This window comes from Methylobacillus sp. (assembly GCF_036844465.1).
Taxonomy (GTDB): domain Bacteria; phylum Pseudomonadota; class Gammaproteobacteria; order Burkholderiales; family Methylophilaceae; genus Methylobacillus.
In genome coordinates this window covers 291946-311916 of the sequence record NZ_DAIUFW010000004.1, presented here as the reverse complement: position 1 = coordinate 311916, position 19971 = coordinate 291946, and the positions used below count along the sequence as shown (strand labels likewise).

Below are 19971 nucleotides of genomic sequence, written 5' to 3'. Positions count from 1 at the left end.
GATGCAGACTACCGCAGGCAACACCGCAGATTTTACCCAGGCCGTGCTGGAGCATATGGCGTTCCTGACGCGGCTTGCCTGCCTGCAACTGGGTGAGGATGGTCACGATGCGGCGCAGGAAACGCTGATTGGCGCCCTCACCGGCCATGAACGCTATGCCGGGCAATCCTCGATACGCGCATGGCTGTTAGGCATTTTGCGCCACAAGATCATCGACGCCATTCGCCTGAAGAAGAAATTCCACGCCATCGCCCTTGATGACCTCATCGCCGAATACGATGCCCAGGATATGTTCACTCCCGATGGCAACTGGAACCCGGAAAATTTCAATCCTGTCTTGTGCCCTTCGACCACTACGGAAAGGCAGCAACTGCTGGATATCATCGAGCTATGCCTGCAAGCACTGCCCGAGAAAAACGCCAGTATCTTCCTCATGCGCGAATACCTTGGGTTTGATATTGAAGAAATTGCCCACCAGACCCAACTGACACCCGGCCATATCCGCGTCACCCTGCATCGCGCCAGACTCAAGCTGCGCGCCTGCACCGTTAACGCCTGGGGAGATGAATATGCATCCTGACACCTTGTTCAACTGCATCCACGCCGCCACCCTGGTCTGTGAAAGTCGCGATCGCGAGCTTAGCGCGACGGAACGCTCCGAGATCCAGCACCACGTCGCCACCTGCCCTGCATGCCAACAAGCAAGGCAGCAATTGGCGTCACTATTTGAGCAACTTGATCTTTATTTGGGGAAACAGTGAAGCGGGTGCCTATTCAATATTCTGCACCTGCTCGCGCATCTGTTCGATCAGCAGCTTGAGCGCCATGGCGGCTTGGGAAACCTCGGTGGAGACGGATTTGGAGGCCAGGGTATTAGCCTCGCGATTGAGTTCCTGCATGAGGAAATCGAGCTGTTTGCCCGCAGGACTGCCTGCATTCAGGAGATGTTTCACTTCTGTGATATGCGCGCCCAGGCGGCTGAGTTCTTCGTCCACGTCGATGCGCTGGGCGAAAATGGTAAGCTCCTGGCGAACACGCTCTTCATCCGCGACGCCCAACGCCTCCCGGAGCTTGGCCGTGAGCCTTGCCTGGTAGGTCTGCATCTGGGTGGGCAGCAGAGGACGCACCTTGGCGACTTGTGTTTCCATATCGACAAGACGTTCCAGGATGATGTCCTTGAGCTTGGCGCCTTCGCGCGCACGCGCCGCCGTCATTTGCTGCACGGCCTTGAGCACAGCTTCCTGGATAGCCTTGCCCAGTGTTTCCTGATCCGTGCTTTCGCCCAGCACCACGCCCGGCCAGCGCAAAATATCGGAAACGCTCAAGGGACGGCTTTCAGGGAAATGGCGCTGCACGCTAACTGTCATTTGCGCCAGTTGTTGCAACACGTTGTCGTCCAGTTGTACCTGTCGCTGTTCGGTAGCGCGATGCGCCAGGCTGAGGCGGCACTCCACCTTGCCGCGCTTGAGGTGGGTGGAGATAAGCTCACGCACCTGCGGCTCGAACATGCGCACATGGTCGTCGAGCTTGAGCTGCAACTCGAGATAACGGTGATTTACCGAGCGCAGCTCCAATACCAGAACTCCATTGCTGACCTCATGTTCGACTGAGGCATAACCGGTCATGCTGTAGATCATCTGTTGCCAATCCTGATTAAATTTGGCTCATGGTATCAAATCCAACGCAATTCATGACAGAATAACCGGCAAATTACAGGTTCGACCCCAGATCTCCCGCGATTCTCCATTCATGCATTCCAACCAGAACAGCCCTCTGCCACCAGGCTATCAACTGGAGGGTTATGAAATCAGAAAACTCCTTAGCGCAGGCGGGTTTAGTTTTGTCTATATCGCACGCGAGCTGGAAAGCCGCTCCACCGTGGCAATCAAGGAATACATGCCGAATATCCTGGCCCTGCGCAAGGAGGGCGACAAAGTGCATGTGCCCACCAACGATGCAGCAGCCGGGTTCCGCTTCGGGCTGAAGTGTTTTTTTGAGGAAGGCCGCTCGCTCGCCAATATCGAGCATAAAAACATCGTCCGCGTGCAGAATTTCTTCCGCGCCAACGACACGGTATACATGGTGATGCAATACGAGCGCGGCAAATCCCTGCAGGAATATGTATTGGCGCGCGACACCCATCTGCCAGAACCCATGCTGCGCAGCATTTTCAGTCAATTGCTCAACGGCCTGCGCGAGGTGCATGCGCAAAAATTGCTGCATCTCGACCTCAAGCCCGCCAATATCTATATCCGGTTGGATGGCTCGCCGGTGTTGCTGGATTTCGGCTCCGCGCGCATGACGCTCAACGAGGCTTCCAACAATCTGCCGCCCAGCTACACACCGGGTTTTGCCGCGCCGGAACAATATGGCGACCGCCAGAACCTTGGTCCCTGGAGTGACGTTTACAGCATAGGCGCCAGCATGTACGCATGCTTGCAGCAGGCCGCGCCGCAGGCGGCGAACCAGCGCCTGAACAAGGATCTGCTGATTCCCGCCGTCAAGCTGGGCCGTGGCAAATATTCCCGCGCGCTGCTGGAGATCATCGACAGCTGCATGGCGCTGGATTACATGGAGCGCCCTCCCAGCGTGTTCGCGCTGCAAAAATCATTGATGGAGGATGTAGCCGATACCGGCCAGCGTGGCTGGCTGCATAGAATCTCCTCGATGTTCACCCAGGATTAACAATATGAAATTCAGCATTTATCAATGCAGCCGCAGCGGTGGACGCCCGGTCAACCAGGACCGGGTCGCCTATTCCTACAGCAAGGACGCCTTGTTGCTGGTGCTTGCCGACGGCATGGGGGGACACCATCATGGCGAAGTAGCGGCCCAATTGGCCGTCAAGATGCTGACGGCGGCATTCCAGCAGGCCGCTACCCCTGACCTGCCGGATGTCAAAGGCTTTTTACGCACTGAAATCCTCAAGCTGCATGAAGCCATCCACCATGTGGCAGTCAATCGCTCGCTGGAAGAAACCCCAAAGACCACGCTGGTAGCGGGAATCCTGCAACGCAATACGCTGTATTGCGCCCATATCGGCGATTCACGCCTGTATCACTTCCGCCGGGGCAAGCCGCTGTTCCGCACCGAGGATCATTCCGTCGTTCAACTCATGATGAAACAGGGCAAGCTGGATGCGCAAGCCGCGCTGCATCATCCTGACCGCCACAAGATATACAACTGCCTGGGCAGCGACTCTCCCCCGAAAATAGACATCAGCTCCCCCATCCCACTACAGGCGGGCGACCACATTTTGCTATGCAGCGACGGCCTGTGGACATATCTCAGCGACGAGCGCATGCAGGACATGCTCATCAACGGCCCCGGCATTGCCCATAGCGTCCCCGGCCTTCTGGATGCCGCTGAAAAGGTAGGCGACAAGAATATGGACAACCTCAGCGCCATCGGCCTCCAGTGGGAAACCAAGGCAGAGTTGCCGCTTACCATCTCCACCCTGGAGATGTCGCTGGCGCAATCCCATACCATCATCGGCCTCTCCGAAACGGCAGACATCGACGCCGATACGCTAGCCACCGACCTGGACGAGGACGAGATCGAGCGCGCCATTGCCGAAATCAATGCCGCCATCAAGCGCAGCAAGCGCTGAGCGCCCGTATTCCCGGAAAATACAATTCATCATTCAGCCATCGCTTATAATAACGGCTTTGAAATCTCAGGAATTGCCATGCGCCCCAGCCAACGCACGCCGGATCAGTTACGTGAAGTCGAGATCATCCGCCATTACACCAAGCATGCGGAAGGCTCCGTGCTGGTCAAGTTCGGCGATACCCATGTGCTGTGCACCGCCAGCGTGGAAGAAAAAGTGCCCGGCTTCCTCAAGGGCAAGGGCCAAGGCTGGGTCACGGCGGAATACGGCATGCTGCCCCGTTCCACCGGCAGCCGCATGGACCGTGAAGCCGCGCGCGGCAAGCAATCCGGACGCACTCAGGAAATCCAGCGCCTGATCGGGCGCAGCCTGCGCGCCATCATCGACCTGGGGAAACTCGGCGAGCGCACTGTCCACCTGGATTGCGACGTGATCCAGGCTGACGGCGGCACGCGCACCGCCAGCATCACCGGGGCCTATGTCGCCTTGCATGACGCCATCAGCTTTTTGTTGAAAAAAGGCTTGATCACCGAATCGCCGTTACGAGATGCCGTAGCCGCCATTTCGGTCGGCGTCTATCAGGGCACGCCAGTGCTGGATCTGGACTATATCGAGGATTCCGCCTGTGACACCGACATGAACGTGGTCATGACCGGCCAAGGCGGTTTTGTGGAAATCCAGGGCACTGCCGAAGGCGAGCCTTTCCAGCGCGACGCCATGAACCGCATGCTGGAATTGGCCGAAAACGGCATCCGCAGCCTGTTGGACAAACAGAAAGAAGCCTTGGGGCTATAAGCATGGGCATGCCTTTCCAGAAACTGGTGATCGCCAGCGGCAACCAGGGCAAGCTGAAGGAAATCCAGGCCTTGCTGGCGCCGCTTGCCATCGAGGTCATCCCGCAATCCGCCTTCAATGTGCCGGAAGCGGAAGAGCCTTTCGTCACCTTTATCGAGAATGCTCTCGCCAAGGCGCGCCATGCCAGCCGCCATACCGGCCTGCCCGCACTGGCGGATGATTCCGGCATTTGTGTCAACGCGCTGCAGGGCGCGCCAGGCGTGTATTCCGCTCGCTATGCCGGAGAACCAAAATCCGACGTGCGCAACAACGAGAAACTGCTGCAGAGCCTGGCAGGGCTGCATGACCGCCATGCGTATTACTATTGCGTCATGGTGCTGGTGCGCCATGCGGACGATCCGCAACCGTTGATCGCAGAAGGCATCTGGCAAGGCGAAATATTGACCGCGCCGCGCGGCAGCGGCGGCTTTGGCTACGACCCCTTGTTCCTGGATGTCAAAACCAGCCAGACCGCCGCCGAGTTGGCTGCCGAGATCAAGAACCGCATCAGCCACCGCGGCCATGCGCTGAGCAAGCTGGTGCAGCAATTGGAGAAATTAGCCTCATGAGCGGTAACTGGCCCAAATGGGTGCGGGACGACGGCAGCGTCGTTTCCTGCACGGAAAAGGTCAAGGTCATGACCGAGAACTTCGATGAGATCAAGCAGATCGCGCAGGACGCGCTGGAAGACGGCCTGCTCATGGAAGTGTCGGAACCGCAGATGCGCGAAGCCTTGCACCGCCTGATTGATGAATTGGTGAACCCCTATCAGCACGTCCATCGAAATCAAGGCGATTGACACGCCGGCGGCGCAAGCAGAAGACGTCGTTTCCTCCGCGCCCACCCAGCCGCCCCCGTTATCGCTTTATATCCACATCCCCTGGTGCGTGCGCAAATGCCCGTATTGCGACTTCAACTCCCATGAGTCGCGCGGCGAAATCCCCGAGACCGCCTACGTCGATGCGTTGATCGCCGACCTGGAACAATCGGTGCCGCGCATCTGGGGCCGCCGCGTACACAGCATTTTCTTCGGCGGCGGCACGCCCAGCCTGTTTTCGCCGGAAGCCATAGACCGTATTCTGAGCAATGTGCGGGCGCTGGTGCCGCTTGGCGTGGATTGCGAAATCACCATGGAAGCCAACCCCGGCACCGTTGATGCAGCGCATTTCAAGGGCTACCGCGCCGCGGGCGTCAACCGTCTCTCGCTCGGCATCCAGAGTTTCGACAGCGCTTATTTACAAAAACTGGGACGCATCCATGACGAAGCCCAGGCTGTGGCTGCCGCTGAGTTGGCGCTGGATATTTTTGACGCCGTAAATCTGGACGTCATGTATGCCCTTCCCGGCCAAAGCCTGGAGCATGCTCTGGCCGATGCCAGGCGCGCCTGTGAACTGCGGCCCGCGCACCTGTCCTTCTACCACCTGACGCTGGAACCCAACACGCCGTTCCACCGCACCCCGCCAGCACTGCCCGATGACGACGCCAGCGCCAGCATGCAGGAAGCGATTGAAGAGCTGCTTGCCCAGCACGGCTATAATCATTACGAAACCTCGGCCTTCGCGCAACAGGGCCGCCAATGCCGCCACAACCGCAACTACTGGTTGTTCGGGGATTATCTTGGCATAGGCGCGGGTGCGCACAGCAAGCTAAGCTTTCACGACCGCATCACGCGCGAAACGCGCCACAAGCACCCCAAGCGCTATCTTGATCACTCCATGCGCGGCAATGCAGCAGACAATCTATGGTCCATTCCGCAGGATGAACTGCCTTTCGAGTTCATGATGAACGCATTGCGGCTGACCTGCGGCTTTGAGCCATCATTGTTTGAATTGCGCACCGGCCTTGCCCTGGAGAGCATCTCCGCCACCTTACAGCAGGCTGCCGACAAGAGCCTATTGCACCTTGGCCCGGAATATATTGCCCCTACCCAGCTCGGCCAACGCTTCCTCAACGAACTGTTGCAACTATTCCTTGACTGATAATTCGAAGTTGCAAGTTTATTTTGTAAGACATTCTCTGTATTACAATGTAGCGGTTCTGAGAGCAGAATGTAGCTAGGCGAGAAGCACTTGCCTGCGACACAAGCCCCCCTGAGAAAATGAATATAATTTGGGTCAGCCATGGATCAACATAAAAAAGCCGTTGAAACCGCACGACAAACCCTGCTCCAGCTTTCAAAAAGCCGAATAGCGCCCACACCCGATAACTATCGCAAGGTTTATAACACCATCAACGGTCAGTCTGCCGTCGACAACTCCTTTGCCCTCGGACAATTACTGCACAAGCTCCTGACGGAAATTGGTATCCGGCAACCCTCCTACCGCCTGGAAATCAATAGTCTCCTGACGCAGATTGAAAAACAGGAATGGCCAGATCTGGAAACTCCGCTACGGCAATTACTCGCCATCCTATCCACGCCTGTCAACTCGCAGGAAGCCCAGGCCATCCAGCCTGAATTCAATGCGCCGTCTGATGTCGTCACGCTCTGGCGCAACATGCTGATCAAGACACTGGACTTGGTCGTGCTCCCTCAACTCAAGGATTTGCCCGAAGTCCATGCCCGTGCTACTGCCCTGCTGCAATCCGCACGGCAAGCTGAGGGCCGGAAAGATATTCTGGCGCTGGAATCTATCCTGAAGGAAATCCTGTTCAGCCTGGAAATGCACCTGGATGGGCAGGGCCAACTGCAATTGCAACTGCTACAGCTATTGCGCATGCTGATCGTCAGCCTGGAAACCCTGGCTGAGGAAGAGCATTGGTTACAAGGCCCGATTGCGACTGTGCGCGAAACGCTTAGCCAGCCATTGAGCATAGATTCGTTATCCAAGGCAGAAGACACCCTGCAGGACCTCATTTTCATGCAGGGGCAATTCCGGCCAGGGCTGATCGAAGCCAAGAAGACACTGAAAAAAATGGCAGAAATCTTTGTCACGCAACTAGCTGAAGTCACGGTAGCCACCGATGACTACCAGGCCAAGCTGCAGCATTATCGCGAGGAAATCAGCCATAGCGATGATATACGGGCGCTCAATGAGGTGGTGACCCGCCTGCTTGAGGACACCCAGATTATCAGCACCCTTACGCAGCATTCACATGACAAAATCGTGGAAACCCAGACCAGGATTCGCGAAGCCGAAAAGCAGATCTACGAACTCACCTTGCAGCTCGATCATATCAATGAGATTGCATTTGAAGACCACCTGACCGGTACCCTGAACCGCCGCGGGATGGATGAAGCATTATTGCGGGAATTCCAGCGGGCAGACCGGTTTGGCATGCCGCTCAGTATCGCCATGATGGATATCGACCATTTCAAGCAAATCAACGATACCTTGGGCCACACGACTGGCGATCATGCGTTGGCCCATCTTGCTTCCGTAATCAAGGAATCACTACGCACCACGGATGTGATCGCGCGGTACGGCGGCGAGGAATTCATCATCCTCTTGCCTGGTACCGTGGAAAAAGATGCAATCAGCGTGATTACGCGAGCACAACGCGAATTGACGCGCAACATCTTCCTGCACAACGACAGCCATGTTCTGATTACCTTCAGCGCCGGAGTAGCGGAGCGCGAGACGGGTGAATCTGCGGACTCCCTGATCGGACGCATAGACCACGCCTTGTACGTGGCAAAAAACAGTGGCCGCAACCGGGTAGTAGGCGCCAGCACCATGCAACCATCGCCGCAGTAGTCATGAATATAGTCAATCATGAGAAAGAAAAAGCCCCGCAATGCGGGGCTTTTCAACTCACTCTCACTCCAGCACCGTTTTAGTCCAGTAGCTTCCTTGCGCGTATCAAGGCTTCCCGAACTTGGCTAGGTGCCGTGCCGCCGCGATGGTTGCGGCTGGCCAGCGACCCTTCCAGCGTCAGCACCTGATATACGTCTTCCCCAATCTGCGCACTGAACTGCTGCAATTGCGCCAAAGGCAGGTCTGACAGGTCGCAACCCTGCTCCACGGCATGGCGCACTGTCAATGCCACTACCTCATGCGCATCACGGAACGGCATGCCTTTCTTCACTAGATAATCCGCCAGGTCGGTAGCAGTGGCAAAGCCTTCCGCCGCCGCCAGGCGCATGGCATCCTTGTTGACCTTGATGCCGCGCAGCATATCTGCATAGATTTCCAGCGTTACCAGCAGGGTGTCCACTGTGTCGAACAAGGGTTCCTTGTCCTCCTGGTTATCCTTGTTGTAGGCCAGCGGCTGGCTTTTCATCAAAGTCAGCAAAGCCACGAGGTGACCGTTGACGCGCCCGGTCTTGCCGCGCACCAGCTCCGGCACGTCGGGATTCTTCTTCTGCGGCATGATGGAGGAGCCGGTGCAGAAGCGGTCGGCAATGTCGATAAAGCCGAAGCGCGGACTGGACCACAGGATCAGCTCTTCCGATAGTCGCGACAAATGCGTCATGATCAATGCCGCCGCCGCGGTGAATTCAATCGCAAAATCACGGTCGGATACCGCGTCCAGCGAGTTTTCGCACAGCGCCTCGAAACCGAGCTCATGCGCGACGCGCTCGCGATCTATGGGATAGCTGGTACCTGCCAGCGCCGCCGCGCCTAGCGGCAGACGATTGATGCGTTTGCGGGCATCAATCAGGCGTTCCGCATCGCGCTGCAGCATCTCGAAATACGCCAGCAGGTGATGACCGAAGGTCACGGGCTGCGCCACCTGCAAATGCGTGAAGCCGGGCATCACGGTATCGGCATGCTGTTCCGCGAGCTCCACCAGCGAAGCCTGCAATTTGCGGATGCGGCCGACGGCATCGTCCACCATGGCGCGCAGCCAGAGGCGGATATCGGTAGCGACCTGGTCGTTGCGCGAGCGGCCAGTATGCAAGCGCTTACCCGCGTCGCCGATCTTGTCCGTCAGGCGCTTTTCGATATTAAGATGCACATCCTCCAGGTCGAGCAGCCAAATGAATTCGCCCCTGCGGATTTCTTCCAGAATCTCGTTCAGGCCCTGCTCTATCCTGGCCACGTCCTCCTGGCTGATGATGCCCTGCGCACCCAGCATGCGGGAGTGCGCCAGCGAACCCTGGATATCGTATTCGGCCAACCGGTAGTCGAAGCCCACGGAAGCGGTATATTGCTTGACCAGTTCAGCCACGGGTTCATTGAAGCGGCCGGACCAGGTCTTGGAGGAGGTTTGGTTCAAGTGATTGGACTTTTCTGTCATGATGCTGCGTGATGGACTCACGTGATTGAATAAAGTGTGAAAAATAGTGCGCTAAATATGCCTATTATAAAGCAATTTGCCATGCGTTCAGCGAAATTGCCCGACTTCCGCAACCTGGGCATCTGCCTGCGCATCCTCATCGCCGTCAACCTGCTGGGCCTGTTTGCCGCGCTGGCGGCCAGCGCCACGCTGGGAGAATGGCTGCCAGAGTTCACGCGCTGGTGCGCCTTCATACAGCCGGTGCTGCTGCTTAGCCTGCTGGCCCTGTATCTATTGCAGCCATGGCTGGCCCGGCTGAACCCGGCTGGCGGCTACTTAGTGGTGCTGACACTGCCCGCCCTGTTCAGCCTGTTGGCCCACGCCATTGCCATATCGCTGTTGAACATCAACCTGCCCGGCCATCCTTTGCGCACCGTCATTCTCGCCATCTGCATCGCCTCCATCACCCTGCTCTACCTGCATCTGCGCCAGCGCGCGCTGGCGCCCGCACTCGCCGAGGCACGGCTGCAGGCATTACAAGCCAGGATACGCCCGCATTTCCTGTTCAACAGCATCAATGCCGTGCTCTCCATTGTCCGCAGCGACAGCAAGCAGGCGGAAACCGCCTTGATGGATATGGCCGACCTGTTCCGCGTCCTGATGGCTGACAACCGCGAACTGGTGCCGCTGGCGCAGGAGCTGGCCTTGTGTCGACAATATTTAGCATTGGAGAAACTGCGCCTGGAGAATCGCCTCAATATTGATTGGCAAGTGGAGAATATGCCGCAAGATGCCCTGATTCCTCCGCTCGTCCTGCAACCGTTGTTGGAAAACGCGGTATATCACGGCATAGAACCGCTATCGGAAGGCGGCACCATCACCATCGAGCTCAGCAGCACGCGCAACGGGCTACACATTCACCTGCACAACCCTTATCAGCCAGGTATCAGCCACCACCAGGGCAACCGCATGGCGCTCGACAATATCCGCGAGCGGCTGCAATTGCATTTCGATGCCGAAGCCAGCCTCAATATCGTCCGGAACGATGACGGCTACAGCGTGCATATCGTCATTCCCTACCGCCACAGGCCTGCTGCATGAGCACCCCGACCCTCGATGTCGTCATTGCCGACGACGAGCCGCCCGCCCGTAACCGCCTGCGCGAGCTGCTTGCCGATATCCCGGGCGTGAAGCTGGTGGGAGAAGCCAGGCACGGTAATGAGGCGCTCGAGCTCACGCAACAACTCAAACCGCATGTCCTGCTGCTGGATATCCGCATGCCCAACATGGACGGCATCGAGGCCGCAGGCCATGCGCAGAAGCTTGCTCTGCCGCCCGCCATCATCTTCACCACAGCTTTCGATGGCTATGCCATCCAGGCGTTTGAGATGAATGCCGTAGATTACCTGCTCAAGCCCATCCGCCAGGAAAGGCTGGCCGCGGCCCTGCACAAGGCACGCGTGCTCTTGCCCGCGCAGATAGAGGCGCTGCGCCCATTACAGCGCGTCCGCACCCATTTCAGCGTTAGCGACCACGGCCGCATCCTGCTTATCCCGGTGCATGAGGTCGCCTATCTGCGCGCTGAACTCAAGTATGTCACCCTGCGCACGCGCTATGGAGAATACCTGATCGAGGAATCCCTCACGGCGCTGGAGCAAGAACTGGGGCCGTTGTTTCTGCGCCTGCATCGCAATTGCCTCGTCGCGCAGTCCAGCATAACAGGCTATGAAAAGCGCGAAACCGACGGCGAAAGCGGATGGCACGCTCTGCTCAAGGACATCCCGGAAACCATTGCCGTCAGTCGGCGGCAATACCATCTGCTACGCAAGCTTTCCGCACATTAGGCTGAAAAGACCCTATGCTAGAATGCCGGTTTCGATAACGAACCGGTTGCGCAGCACACGCCCAACCCGCACGCACTAATGAACATTCCCAAGAAACTGGTGATTGCCTCGCGCGAAAGCGCTTTGGCCATGTGGCAGGCGCAACATATCCAGAGCCGTCTGCAAGCCTTGTACCCGCAAACCGAAGTCACCATCCTCGGCATGACAACCACAGGCGATCAGATCCTGGATTCCCCGCTGGCTCGCATCGGCGGCAAGGGCCTGTTCGTCAAGGAACTGGAGCAGGCGCTCGCAGACGGACGCGCCGACCTTGCCGTGCATTCCATGAAAGATGTGCCCATGCATCTGCCGCCCGGCTTCGCCATGGCGGCGATCAGCGAGCGCGAGGATCCGCGCGATGCTTTCGTCTCCAACGATTTCGCCAGCCTAGAAGCGCTGCCTGCAGGCAGCGTGGTCGGCACTTCCAGCCTGCGCCGTCAAAGCCAGCTGCAGGCACGCTTTCCTACGCTCAAGATAGAGTCGCTGCGCGGCAACCTGCAAACCCGGCTGCGCAAGCTGGACGAAGGCCAATATGCCGCCATCATCCTGGCAGCAGCAGGACTCAAGCGATTGGGACTGGAATCGCGCATCCGCGAAGCCATAGACCAGGACAAGAGCATCCCCGCCGTGGGCCAGGGCGCGCTGGGTATCGAAATCAACGCCGAACGTGCCGACCTGCTGGAAATATTGGCGCCGCTCAACCACGCCATCACTGCCGCCTGTGTGGAAGCCGAACGCGGTATGAGCCGCGCGCTGGCTGGCAGTTGCCAGGTGCCTTTGGGCGCTTTCGCGCAGCAGGAGGGCGATACGCTGCACATAACGGGCTTTGTCGCCAGTATCGACGGCAAGGAATTGTTGCGGGAATCCGCGCAAGGTCCAGCCACCAAGCCAGAAGCGCTGGGCCAGGCATTGGCGACCAAGCTGATCGCGCGCGGCGCGGACCGCATCCTGGCCGCGCTTGCCAATGACTGAACCTGCAACCAATCTCGCTGGCCGCCATATCGCCATCACGCGGCCAGTTGAACAAGCTGCGCGCCTGACTCGCCTGATTGAAGAAGCTGGCGGCCAGTCCATCAGCTTTCCCTTGCTTGAAATCGCGCCGCTACAAGACTACAGCGTGTTTGAACAGTTACTGGATGATGTATCAGTACAGGACTGGCTGATTTTCATCAGCTCTAACGCCGTGCAGTACTCTATGCCCAGGCTGCAGGCGAAATTTGTGCAATGGCCCGCCAAGCCCAGGTGCGTCGCTATCGGGCCGGTCACTGCGGCTGAACTCGTGCAATATGGCGTTACGAATATCCTGCAGCCAGCGCAGCGCTTCGACAGTGAAGCATTGCTGGCGCTGCCGGAAATGCAATCGGTACGTGACCAGCGCGTCATGATCGTACGCGGCATCGGTGGCCGCGAGCTGATCGCGGACACCCTGCGCAGCCGGGGCGCGGAAGTGTGCTTCGCCGAATGCTATCGCCGCATCAACCCGCAAACAGATACAGGAAAATTACAACGGCTATGGCACAATGGGCAATTGGATACCATTGTGGTTACCAGCAGCGAAGCCATGCGCCACCTGCTTGCCATGACCGACAATGGCAGCGCAGAATGGCTACGGGATATCAGAATATGTGTTAACCATGCCCGTATCGCCGAACTGCCATCCCGCCTGGGCCTGCATGTGCAAGTTGCTGCCGCGCCTGGGGACGAAGCCATGCTGCAATGTTTAAGTGAAGTAAATCATGACTGAACAACAATCACCTGAAATCCAGACAATCTCATCGGCACCCGCAGATACTAGGCGTAAGCCTTCTTCGCTGGCATGGCTGGCTCTGTTGCTGGCGATTGGTGCCATCGCCTTTCTTTCCTGGCAATGGCTGGATACTCGCCACCGCTTCGGCACGTTGGAACAATCCCTGTCGCAACGCCTGGAGCAATTCAACGGCACCAACCAGCAAAGCCTGGCGCTATCCAAGAATGCAGACGAGCGCAGCACAGAGGCCAACAGCCGCATCATCCGCCTGGAACAGCAATTGGCGGAATCGCGCGACCAACAGGAAGCCTTGCAGACGCTCTATCTGGAACTGGTCAACAATCATGACGAACGCGTGATCGCTGAGGTTGAACAATTACTGCTCATCGCCAACCAGCAATTACAGCTGGCAGGCAACATCAAGCCTGCGCTGCTGGCATTGCAGACTGCGGACTCACGCCTGCAACCCATGAATAGCGTGCCTGCCGTACAATTACGCAAGGCCATCGGCAAGGATATCCAGCGCTTGCAGGAATTACCGCAGGTGGATTCCATCGGCATCAGCCTCAAGCTGGAGAACCTGATGGAAAGTGCCACTACTTTGCCATTGGTGAGCGACCGTCACCCTAAAACCTCCATCCCGGAAGCCGCCATGGCGGAAGAAAGCTCCTTCCGCAAGCTGGCTCGCGAAGTCTGGGATGACCTCAAGCACATGATCCGCCTGGAACGGGTTGACCGCCCCGAGCCGCCTCTACTGGCGCCTGACCAGACCTTCTTCCTGCGTGAGAACCTCAAGCTACGCCTGCTGGGTGCCAGAATTGCGCTACTGCAACGCGACGAAAATACCTACCGCGCAGACCTGCAACAGGCAGAACAATGGATCAAAAGTTATTTTGACCTACGTGAGCAAAGCACGACAGCAGCACTGGATACCCTGAAACAGCTCTCCGCCAGCAGCATCGTCATCCAGCTACCTGATATTTCCGAAACCCAGGGTCTGGCCAGCCAATACAAGCTGACACTGGAGCGCGCGAGTAACTCGGAGCGCGCCCATGACCGCAACAACCTGGAGCGAGGCCAATAGTGCGTGTATTGATCTGGATATTGCTGATATTGGCACTGGCTATCGGTGTCTCCCTGCTTGTGGGCAATAATGAGGGTTACGTACTGATCGTGCGACCGCCTTACCGCCTGGAGCTGTCGCTAAACCTGTTGCTTATCCTGGTCGTCCTGGCTTTTGCCTCATTGCATCTGCTGTTGCGTTTTATCCATTACGCACGCGACTTGCCTGCCAATGTACGCGCCTACAAGGAAAACCGCCGCATCCGCCTCGGTCATGCTTCTCTGCTGGAAGCATTGCATGCCTTGAGCCAGGGGCGCTATCAGATTGCGCAGAAATCCGCCTCAAAAGCCCTGGACCTGGGCGAAGACCCGAGCCTCACTGCCTTGATTGCCGCGCGCGCCTCACACAAGCTCAAGCAAAAAGGCCAGCGTGACTACTATCTGGCAGAAGCAGAACGCCTTGCTCCGGATGCAGAAGTCGCCCGGTTGCTATTACAGGCAGAACTACTGCTGGACGACCGCCTCTACAGCCAGGCGCTGGATGTACTGCAGCAGATCGAGAAGATAGAACACCGTTTCATTCCCGCCTTGCGGCTGGAGTTGAAAGTACAGTTGCGCCTTAATAACTGGGAACAGGTTTTGGTACTGCTGCAACAGCTTGAGAAACATGACGGCATGGAAAGCTGGCAAGCTCGCGAAATCCGCCTGCAGGCGCATCAGCACCTGATTGAACGCCATGGACACAATCTGAATACACTTATGAACTACTGGAAGAGAGTGCCAGCGGAGGACAAGCTCAATACGCGCATTGCCAAGCTGGCCGCGGATGCCTTTATTCGCCTCAATGCAGGCAACCAGGCGCAGGAAGTACTGGAAATGAGCCTGACCCGGGAATGGGACAGCGAGCTGGCAGCCAAGTTAGGGGATTGCGCCAGCACCAACCCTCAAAAGCAATTGCAACAGGCGGAACACTGGCTGTTGAGTCATGAGCAGGATGCGAAACTCCTATTGGCGCTGGGCAAGATGTGCATGCGCCTTGAGCTGTGGGGCAAGGCCCAAAGTTACCTGGAAGCCAGCATCAGCGTGCAACCTTGCGCTGAAGCCCATCTCACGCTGGCGCGCCTGTTGGATAACCGCGGCGAAACCGATGCCGCGAATCGCCACTATCGTCTGAGTGTGCAGGCTTGTGAAGATAACAAGTAATCCAGAAGCCCTGACTAGCGGAACGCCAATGCTTAGCCGGTTATTCAGCAAAGTCTATGGCAGCCCCGCTGGCAAATATAGATATCTGCGCTAAGCTGGGATCTTCGCCACAGGATTGGCAAAGGTAAAGGCATCAGAGAAAAACTCCCCTTTCGGCAAGCCGTGGCGCTGGAAATCACGATGCGCCACATCCACCATCTGCGGCGCTCCGCAGCAATACACCTGATAAGCGCTCATATCCGGGTAATCCTCCAATACTGCCTCGTGCACCAAACCAGTACGCCCCAGCCAGCCATCTTCCGGCTCAGGCGCCGACAACACGGGAATATAGCGGAACAAGCGGTTCTCTGCCGCCCATTGCCGCGGCAACTCATCCATGTAGAGGTCCTCCAGGGTTCGCGCGCCCCAATACAAGGTCATGGGCCGCTTGAGTCCCTGGCGCAATGCATGCTCAACAATCCCCTTTACCGGCGCAAAACCGGTGCCGCCGGCCACCAAGATGACCGGGCGCGTGCTTTCCTCGCGCAGGAAGAATGTACCGAAAGGCCCCTCGATACGCAGGATGGTTTTTTCCTGCATTTCATTGAAGACATACTGGGTAAATTGTCCACTTGCCACCAACCGCATATGCAGTTCGATGAAGCGGTCATCATGCGGCGCGTTCGCCAGCGAAAATGCGCGGCGTCTGCCGTCATTGAGCAGGAACTCGATATACTGACCCGCCATGAACTGCATGCGCTCATTGCTTGGCAGCTTCAGTGTCATGCCCATGACATCATGGGAAAGCTTTTCCAGCTTTTCCACCCGCACAGTCAGGATGCGCGGCGGAATACCTTCGCCTTCCACTTCGCGGCACTCGATCACCAGGTCGGTTAAAGGCTGGGCACAGCAAAACAGCGCCTTGCCAACTTTCTTTTCATCTTCACTGAGCGCGCTGTCGAAATACTCGCCATAGCTCACTTCGCCCGCGAGCACCTGCCCCTTGCAGGCGCCACAGGTACCATTGCGACATCCGTAAGGCAGGTTGATACCGGCATCAATCGCGGCATCCAGGACAGTACTACCATCCTCCACCTCGAATACGCGATCACTGGGCTTGATAATGACTTGAAAAGACATGGTTTTCTGACTCTATGCATCGCAGCCATTTGGCCGAAAAATCGTATTAGTCTAGCATAGAGCTAGTCCTCGCGACGGTACTCGCCCTCGATCACGTCTCCATTCGAGCGGCCTGCGCCAGGTTCGCTGCGATATTGCGACTGAAATTGCTCCGTGGTTTCACGTGAAACGAACTCTTCATCATTAGCTGCCTGCTCCAATTTCCCGCCACCTGGTAGTAGCAGCAAAATAACTGCAATCGCATCGCTGATCACGCCTGGAATCATGAGCAACACGCCTGCCAGCAGGTTTTTGGCGCTGCCGAATACAGCGCGCAAAGGTGTGCCGCCAGCTTGCAACGTTTGCGCCATACGCCCCATCATCATGAGCTTCTCATCCTGCACAAGCCGCCAACCCAATATCCCCATCACGATCAAATATGCCAGCACCAGCCAGCCATACCTTGCAGCCAATTCCACCAGCACCCATATCTCAGCTATCGGGAATGCGAGTAAAATCAGTAAAAGGAAAAGAACACGCATGAATACTCAATCTCCATCATCAGAAAACAATTCCGCTATCCTGGTCCTGACCAATATGCCGGACCAGGATAGCGCTGAAACCATTGCACACGCGCTTGTCAGCAGAAAACTGGCCGCCTGTGTCAACATGCTTGCCTCTTGCCAATCCTGTTACCAGTGGCAGGGCAAGGTAGAAACCGCAACGGAAATACCATTGCTGATCAAGACCACCGCCGAACGCTATGCCGAACTCGAGCAAGCCATCCGGGAGCTGCACCCTTACGAACTTCCCGAGATCATCCATGTCCCAATCACGGGCGGTTTCCCCGCCTATCTTACATGGCTACACCAGGAAACCCAGGCTTGAACCCGACACTGCAGCGCTGCTTATCATTTTTCCTGTTACTCTGCATGTTGCTGGGCGGCACCGGCATGGCCTATGCGACCGGTAGCAGCCAACTTGGCGAATGGCTAAGCCAGGGACGTAGCGCCTTTCTTGGCAGCGACCAGGATAATATTCTGCCGCCAGAGCAGGCTTTCAAGCTCCAGGTCGAATTAATTGATGCAGATCATCTGCAGGCAGCCTTCAAGATTGCGCCGGGGCATTATCTCTACAAGGACAGGATCAAGTTTGAGCTGGAGCCTGCCGACCACAAAGTGAACAATCTCAGCCTGCCGCAAGGCGACTGGAAGCAGGACCCAACCTTTGGCCGCACCGAGGTATTCCATCACAACTTTATCGCCGATATGCGCCTAGTATTGTCCACATTGCCGGCTGGCAATATCAGGATCAAGGCGAGCTATCAGGGCTGCAGCGAAAAAGGCTTGTGCTACCCGCCTCGGCAACAGTTCTTCGAACTTGGCTCCCTGCTTCCGACCGTTAGCAAACCGGCAGGTTCAACTACGGCCCAACCACAAGGCGAACATGATCAGGCGGCCAGCCTTCTGTCGCAAGGCAGCCTGCTGTTGATTATCGCGGGCTTCTTCGGTTTCGGCCTGCTGCTCTCGCTGACGCCTTGCATGCTGCCGATGATCCCCATCCTTTCCGGCATCATTGTCGGCAGTCAGCGCAAAAGCCGCTGGCATACCTTTCGGCTTTCACTGGCCTATACCCTGGGCATGGCATTCAGCTACACCATTGCCGGGGTCGCAGCCGGCCTTTCCGGGCAATTGCTGAGTTCTGCCCTGCAGAATGCCTGGGTGCTGGGTGCAAGCGGCCTGGTCTTTGTCCTGCTAGCGCTTTCCATGTTCGGTTTCTATGAACTGAAACTGCCCGCTACGCTGGAAAACCGCCTGGCGCAAACCAGCAGCCGCCTGCCGGGCGGACGCCTGATTGGCGTTTTTGTAATGGGCATCCTCTCCGCCCTGATCGTCAGCCCCTGCGTCGCCGCGCCGCTGGCAGGTGCATTGATCTATATCGGACAAACCCAGGACGTCGCGCTGGGCGCCACCGCCCTGTTCTCCATGTCGGTCGGCATGGGCATTCCCCTGCTGCTCGTTGGCGCTTCTGCTGGGACGCTACTGCCCAAGGCCGGGCCATGGATGGTGGCCATCCGCCAGGCTTTTGGCGTGTTCATGCTGGCGGTCGCTTTGTGGATTGTTTCCCCCTTGCTGCCTATCAGTGTGCAATTACTGACCTGGGGCGCCCTGCTTATCGTACCCGCCATCTTCATGCATGCCCTGGACCACTTGCCTGAGACAGCCACGGCCTGGCATCGCTTCTGGAAGGGCATCGCCATTCTCATGTTGATCGTCGGCATTGCCCAGGTGATCGGCGCTGTTTCCGGCGCCAGGACACCATTGCGACCATTGGAAGGACTCACTCTGAATCATGCCCAGGCCACCAGCCTGCCATTCCAGCGCATCAAAACCGTGACTGATCTGGACCAAGTATTGCGCCAGAATCCCGGCAAACCGGTCATGCTGGACTTTTATGCAGACTGGTGCGCTTCCTGCAAGGAGATGGAGCAATTCACCTTCACTGATACTGAAGTGCGCGCATCCCTGCAGGATTTCGTGCTATTGCAAGCCGATGTCACCGCCAATGATGCGGACGACCAAGCCTTGCTCAAGCGCTTCGGCCTGTTCGGCCCGCCCGGGATCATCTTTTTCGATGGCCAGGGAGAGGAGCTCAAGCACCACACCGTGATCGGCTATCAGAACAGTAGCCGCTTCCTTGTTTCATTGAATGCAGCCAAGTCCACTCATGCAAACATCAAACCAGAATAATCCCGGCAAGAATAAGTCCGGTTTAAGCAAGGGCGGCTTCATCATTTTTGCCCTGGCGATTGCAGCAGCCATGCTGCTGCTCCAGCAATTTGCTACCAAGCCCAGACTGGCGCAACCAGTCGATGTCTATGCCTCCACTGCACCATTCTTTGCCAGCCAAGTGACAGACCTAGATCAGCAAACGCAAAGCCTGGCCCAATGGCAAGGGCAATTGCTTGTAGTCAACTTTTGGGCGACCTGGTGCGCCCCGTGCCGCGAGGAAATGCCAGAACTGGCCGCACTGGCGCAGGAATATGCTGGCAAACTAACCGTTCTGGGTATTTCACTGGATAACCTGCATACCATGCAGGCTTTCTCTCAGCATACTCCCATACCCTACCCGTTGCTTTCTGCAGATATCGAGGGCATGGCACTCAGCACCTCCCTGGGCAATATCAACAGCGTTGTTCCCCATACCGTCATCATTGGGCCGGACGGTAAAATCCTCAAAAGCTACTTTGGCCGCATCACCAAATCCTTACTGGCAGAGACTCTTAAAGCTGCACTTTCGGAAGATAAATAGCAGACAAGTTCTCTAAATTTCGTCAATTCTCTAGACAAAATACCCAAAATTACGGCAAAATT

The 19971-nt window shown here is 57.1% G+C and carries 22 protein-coding genes; 18 read left to right on the top strand and 4 right to left on the bottom strand.

What is annotated here, in order from left to right:
* The first annotated feature begins 1 nt into the window (after nucleotide 1).
* On the top strand, nucleotides 2–580 hold the full coding sequence (locus V7Z75_RS07875) for a sigma-70 family RNA polymerase sigma factor (RefSeq protein ID WP_334108057.1): 579 nt from the start codon (nucleotides 2–4) through the stop codon (nucleotides 578–580).
* On the top strand, nucleotides 570–761 hold the full coding sequence (locus V7Z75_RS07870; RefSeq protein WP_334108056.1) for a zf-HC2 domain-containing protein: 192 nt from the start codon (nucleotides 570–572) through the stop codon (nucleotides 759–761). The genes V7Z75_RS07875 and V7Z75_RS07870 overlap by 11 nt, the downstream gene beginning before the upstream one ends.
* Before the next feature lie 9 nt (nucleotides 762–770).
* Here V7Z75_RS07870 and V7Z75_RS07865 read toward each other — a convergent pair whose 3' ends face one another.
* A complete protein-coding gene (locus tag V7Z75_RS07865; RefSeq protein WP_334108055.1) occupies nucleotides 771–1637 on the bottom strand; it encodes a YicC/YloC family endoribonuclease in 867 nt (288 codons plus the stop codon).
* A 112-nt stretch (nucleotides 1638–1749) separates the two neighbouring features.
* On the opposite strand from V7Z75_RS07865, the gene V7Z75_RS07860 reads away from it, so the two are divergent.
* The 7 genes from V7Z75_RS07860 to V7Z75_RS07830 all read left to right on the top strand — a co-directional run bounded on the left by V7Z75_RS07860 (nucleotide 1750) and on the right by V7Z75_RS07830 (nucleotide 8139).
* Nucleotides 1750–2685, top strand: a complete 936-nt coding sequence (locus tag V7Z75_RS07860; RefSeq protein ID WP_334108054.1) for a serine/threonine protein kinase — start codon at nucleotides 1750–1752, stop codon at nucleotides 2683–2685.
* Between the two features lie 4 nt (nucleotides 2686–2689).
* Nucleotides 2690–3610 (top strand): PP2C family protein-serine/threonine phosphatase, encoded by a 921-nt coding sequence (locus V7Z75_RS07855; RefSeq protein WP_334108053.1) that lies wholly within the window; start codon nucleotides 2690–2692, stop codon nucleotides 3608–3610.
* 78 nt (nucleotides 3611–3688) lie between these two features.
* Entirely contained in the window at nucleotides 3689–4405 is a 717-nt protein-coding gene (rph, locus tag V7Z75_RS07850) for a ribonuclease PH (protein WP_334108052.1), read from the top strand.
* A gap of 2 nt (nucleotides 4406–4407) precedes the next feature.
* A complete protein-coding gene (rdgB, locus tag V7Z75_RS07845; protein ID WP_334108051.1) occupies nucleotides 4408–5013 on the top strand; it encodes an RdgB/HAM1 family non-canonical purine NTP pyrophosphatase in 606 nt (201 codons plus the stop codon).
* The gene (locus tag V7Z75_RS07840; protein ID WP_334108050.1) at nucleotides 5010–5243 is read left to right on the top strand and encodes a hypothetical protein; all 234 of its coding nucleotides are present in this window, start codon (nucleotides 5010–5012) and stop codon (nucleotides 5241–5243) included. Before rdgB ends, V7Z75_RS07840 begins: the two co-directional genes overlap by 4 nt.
* Nucleotides 5230–6423: a radical SAM family heme chaperone HemW gene (gene hemW, locus V7Z75_RS07835; protein WP_442919900.1), complete on the top strand. Its 1194-nt coding sequence runs from the start codon at nucleotides 5230–5232 to the stop codon at nucleotides 6421–6423. The genes V7Z75_RS07840 and hemW overlap by 14 nt, the downstream gene beginning before the upstream one ends.
* Before the next feature lie 141 nt (nucleotides 6424–6564).
* Complete coding sequence (locus tag V7Z75_RS07830) at nucleotides 6565–8139, top strand: GGDEF domain-containing protein (RefSeq protein ID WP_334108049.1); 1575 nt, start codon at nucleotides 6565–6567, stop codon at nucleotides 8137–8139.
* A gap of 79 nt (nucleotides 8140–8218) precedes the next feature.
* On the opposite strand, the gene argH is transcribed toward V7Z75_RS07830, so the two are convergent.
* Nucleotides 8219–9625: an argininosuccinate lyase gene (argH, locus tag V7Z75_RS07825; protein ID WP_334108048.1), complete on the bottom strand. Its 1407-nt coding sequence runs from the start codon at nucleotides 9623–9625 to the stop codon at nucleotides 8219–8221.
* Between the two features lie 81 nt (nucleotides 9626–9706).
* On the opposite strand from argH, the gene V7Z75_RS07820 reads away from it, so the two are divergent.
* From V7Z75_RS07820 to V7Z75_RS07795, 6 genes are all read left to right on the top strand, one after another.
* Nucleotides 9707–10705: a sensor histidine kinase gene (locus tag V7Z75_RS07820; RefSeq protein WP_334108047.1), complete on the top strand. Its 999-nt coding sequence runs from the start codon at nucleotides 9707–9709 to the stop codon at nucleotides 10703–10705.
* On the top strand, nucleotides 10702–11448 hold the full coding sequence (locus tag V7Z75_RS07815; RefSeq protein ID WP_334108046.1) for a LytR/AlgR family response regulator transcription factor: 747 nt from the start codon (nucleotides 10702–10704) through the stop codon (nucleotides 11446–11448). Before V7Z75_RS07820 ends, V7Z75_RS07815 begins: the two co-directional genes overlap by 4 nt.
* 78 nt (nucleotides 11449–11526) lie before the next feature.
* A complete protein-coding gene (gene hemC, locus V7Z75_RS07810; protein ID WP_334108045.1) occupies nucleotides 11527–12459 on the top strand; it encodes a hydroxymethylbilane synthase in 933 nt (310 codons plus the stop codon).
* Nucleotides 12452–13231 (top strand): uroporphyrinogen-III synthase, encoded by a 780-nt coding sequence (locus tag V7Z75_RS07805; RefSeq protein ID WP_334108044.1) that lies wholly within the window; start codon nucleotides 12452–12454, stop codon nucleotides 13229–13231. The genes hemC and V7Z75_RS07805 overlap by 8 nt, the downstream gene beginning before the upstream one ends.
* Nucleotides 13224–14318: a uroporphyrinogen-III C-methyltransferase gene (locus tag V7Z75_RS07800; protein ID WP_334108043.1), complete on the top strand. Its 1095-nt coding sequence runs from the start codon at nucleotides 13224–13226 to the stop codon at nucleotides 14316–14318. Before V7Z75_RS07805 ends, V7Z75_RS07800 begins: the two co-directional genes overlap by 8 nt.
* The gene (locus V7Z75_RS07795; protein ID WP_334108042.1) at nucleotides 14318–15499 is read left to right on the top strand and encodes a heme biosynthesis HemY N-terminal domain-containing protein; all 1182 of its coding nucleotides are present in this window, start codon (nucleotides 14318–14320) and stop codon (nucleotides 15497–15499) included. The genes V7Z75_RS07800 and V7Z75_RS07795 overlap by 1 nt, the downstream gene beginning before the upstream one ends.
* A 90-nt stretch (nucleotides 15500–15589) precedes the next feature.
* Here V7Z75_RS07795 and V7Z75_RS07790 read toward each other — a convergent pair whose 3' ends face one another.
* Nucleotides 15590–16618 carry a CDP-6-deoxy-delta-3,4-glucoseen reductase gene (locus V7Z75_RS07790; protein ID WP_334108041.1) on the bottom strand — a complete coding sequence of 343 codons (1029 nt, stop codon included), beginning with the start codon at nucleotides 16616–16618 and terminating at the stop codon, nucleotides 15590–15592.
* Nucleotides 16619–16680: 62 nt separating this feature from the next.
* Nucleotides 16681–17139, bottom strand: a complete 459-nt coding sequence (locus V7Z75_RS07785; protein ID WP_334108040.1) for an FxsA family protein — start codon at nucleotides 17137–17139, stop codon at nucleotides 16681–16683.
* Between V7Z75_RS07785 and cutA the strand changes: the two genes are divergently transcribed.
* From cutA to V7Z75_RS07770, 3 genes are read left to right on the top strand one after another with little or no spacing between them, the layout of a single operon-like run.
* Complete coding sequence (cutA, locus tag V7Z75_RS07780) at nucleotides 17138–17485, top strand: divalent-cation tolerance protein CutA (protein WP_334108039.1); 348 nt, start codon at nucleotides 17138–17140, stop codon at nucleotides 17483–17485. The genes V7Z75_RS07785 and cutA overlap by 2 nt on opposite strands.
* Entirely contained in the window at nucleotides 17482–19347 is a 1866-nt protein-coding gene (gene dsbD / locus V7Z75_RS07775) for a protein-disulfide reductase DsbD (protein WP_334108038.1), read from the top strand. The genes cutA and dsbD overlap by 4 nt, the downstream gene beginning before the upstream one ends.
* The gene (locus tag V7Z75_RS07770) at nucleotides 19325–19909 is read left to right on the top strand and encodes a TlpA family protein disulfide reductase (protein WP_334108037.1); all 585 of its coding nucleotides are present in this window, start codon (nucleotides 19325–19327) and stop codon (nucleotides 19907–19909) included. Before dsbD ends, V7Z75_RS07770 begins: the two co-directional genes overlap by 23 nt.
* Nucleotides 19910–19971: the final 62 nt, after the last annotated feature.

What these genes read in the sequence shown, in the direction of transcription:
- V7Z75_RS07820 (WP_334108047.1), top strand. Translation starts at nt 9,707, where the DNA reads ATGCGTTCAGCGAAATTGCCCGACTTCCGCAACCTGGGCATCTGCCTG.
- V7Z75_RS07870 (WP_334108056.1), top strand. Translation starts at nt 570, where the DNA reads ATGCATCCTGACACCTTGTTCAACTGCATCCACGCCGCCACCCTGGTC.
- rdgB (WP_334108051.1), top strand. Translation starts at nt 4,408, where the DNA reads ATGGGCATGCCTTTCCAGAAACTGGTGATCGCCAGCGGCAACCAGGGC.
- V7Z75_RS07785 (WP_334108040.1), bottom strand. Translation starts at nt 17,139, where the DNA reads ATGCGTGTTCTTTTCCTTTTACTGATTTTACTCGCATTCCCGATAGCT.
- rph (WP_334108052.1), top strand. Translation starts at nt 3,689, where the DNA reads ATGCGCCCCAGCCAACGCACGCCGGATCAGTTACGTGAAGTCGAGATC.
- argH (WP_334108048.1), bottom strand. Translation starts at nt 9,625, where the DNA reads ATGACAGAAAAGTCCAATCACTTGAACCAAACCTCCTCCAAGACCTGG.
- V7Z75_RS07800 (WP_334108043.1), top strand. Translation starts at nt 13,224, where the DNA reads ATGACTGAACAACAATCACCTGAAATCCAGACAATCTCATCGGCACCC.
- V7Z75_RS07830 (WP_334108049.1), top strand. Translation starts at nt 6,565, where the DNA reads ATGGATCAACATAAAAAAGCCGTTGAAACCGCACGACAAACCCTGCTC.
- V7Z75_RS07855 (WP_334108053.1), top strand. Translation starts at nt 2,690, where the DNA reads ATGAAATTCAGCATTTATCAATGCAGCCGCAGCGGTGGACGCCCGGTC.
- V7Z75_RS07790 (WP_334108041.1), bottom strand. Translation starts at nt 16,618, where the DNA reads ATGTCTTTTCAAGTCATTATCAAGCCCAGTGATCGCGTATTCGAGGTG.
- V7Z75_RS07865 (WP_334108055.1), bottom strand. Translation starts at nt 1,637, where the DNA reads ATGATCTACAGCATGACCGGTTATGCCTCAGTCGAACATGAGGTCAGC.
- cutA (WP_334108039.1), top strand. Translation starts at nt 17,138, where the DNA reads ATGAATACTCAATCTCCATCATCAGAAAACAATTCCGCTATCCTGGTC.
- V7Z75_RS07875 (WP_334108057.1), top strand. Translation starts at nt 2, where the DNA reads ATGCAGACTACCGCAGGCAACACCGCAGATTTTACCCAGGCCGTGCTG.
- V7Z75_RS07770 (WP_334108037.1), top strand. Translation starts at nt 19,325, where the DNA reads ATGCAAACATCAAACCAGAATAATCCCGGCAAGAATAAGTCCGGTTTA.
- V7Z75_RS07815 (WP_334108046.1), top strand. Translation starts at nt 10,702, where the DNA reads ATGAGCACCCCGACCCTCGATGTCGTCATTGCCGACGACGAGCCGCCC.
- hemC (WP_334108045.1), top strand. Translation starts at nt 11,527, where the DNA reads ATGAACATTCCCAAGAAACTGGTGATTGCCTCGCGCGAAAGCGCTTTG.
- V7Z75_RS07805 (WP_334108044.1), top strand. Translation starts at nt 12,452, where the DNA reads ATGACTGAACCTGCAACCAATCTCGCTGGCCGCCATATCGCCATCACG.
- V7Z75_RS07840 (WP_334108050.1), top strand. Translation starts at nt 5,010, where the DNA reads ATGAGCGGTAACTGGCCCAAATGGGTGCGGGACGACGGCAGCGTCGTT.
- V7Z75_RS07860 (WP_334108054.1), top strand. Translation starts at nt 1,750, where the DNA reads ATGCATTCCAACCAGAACAGCCCTCTGCCACCAGGCTATCAACTGGAG.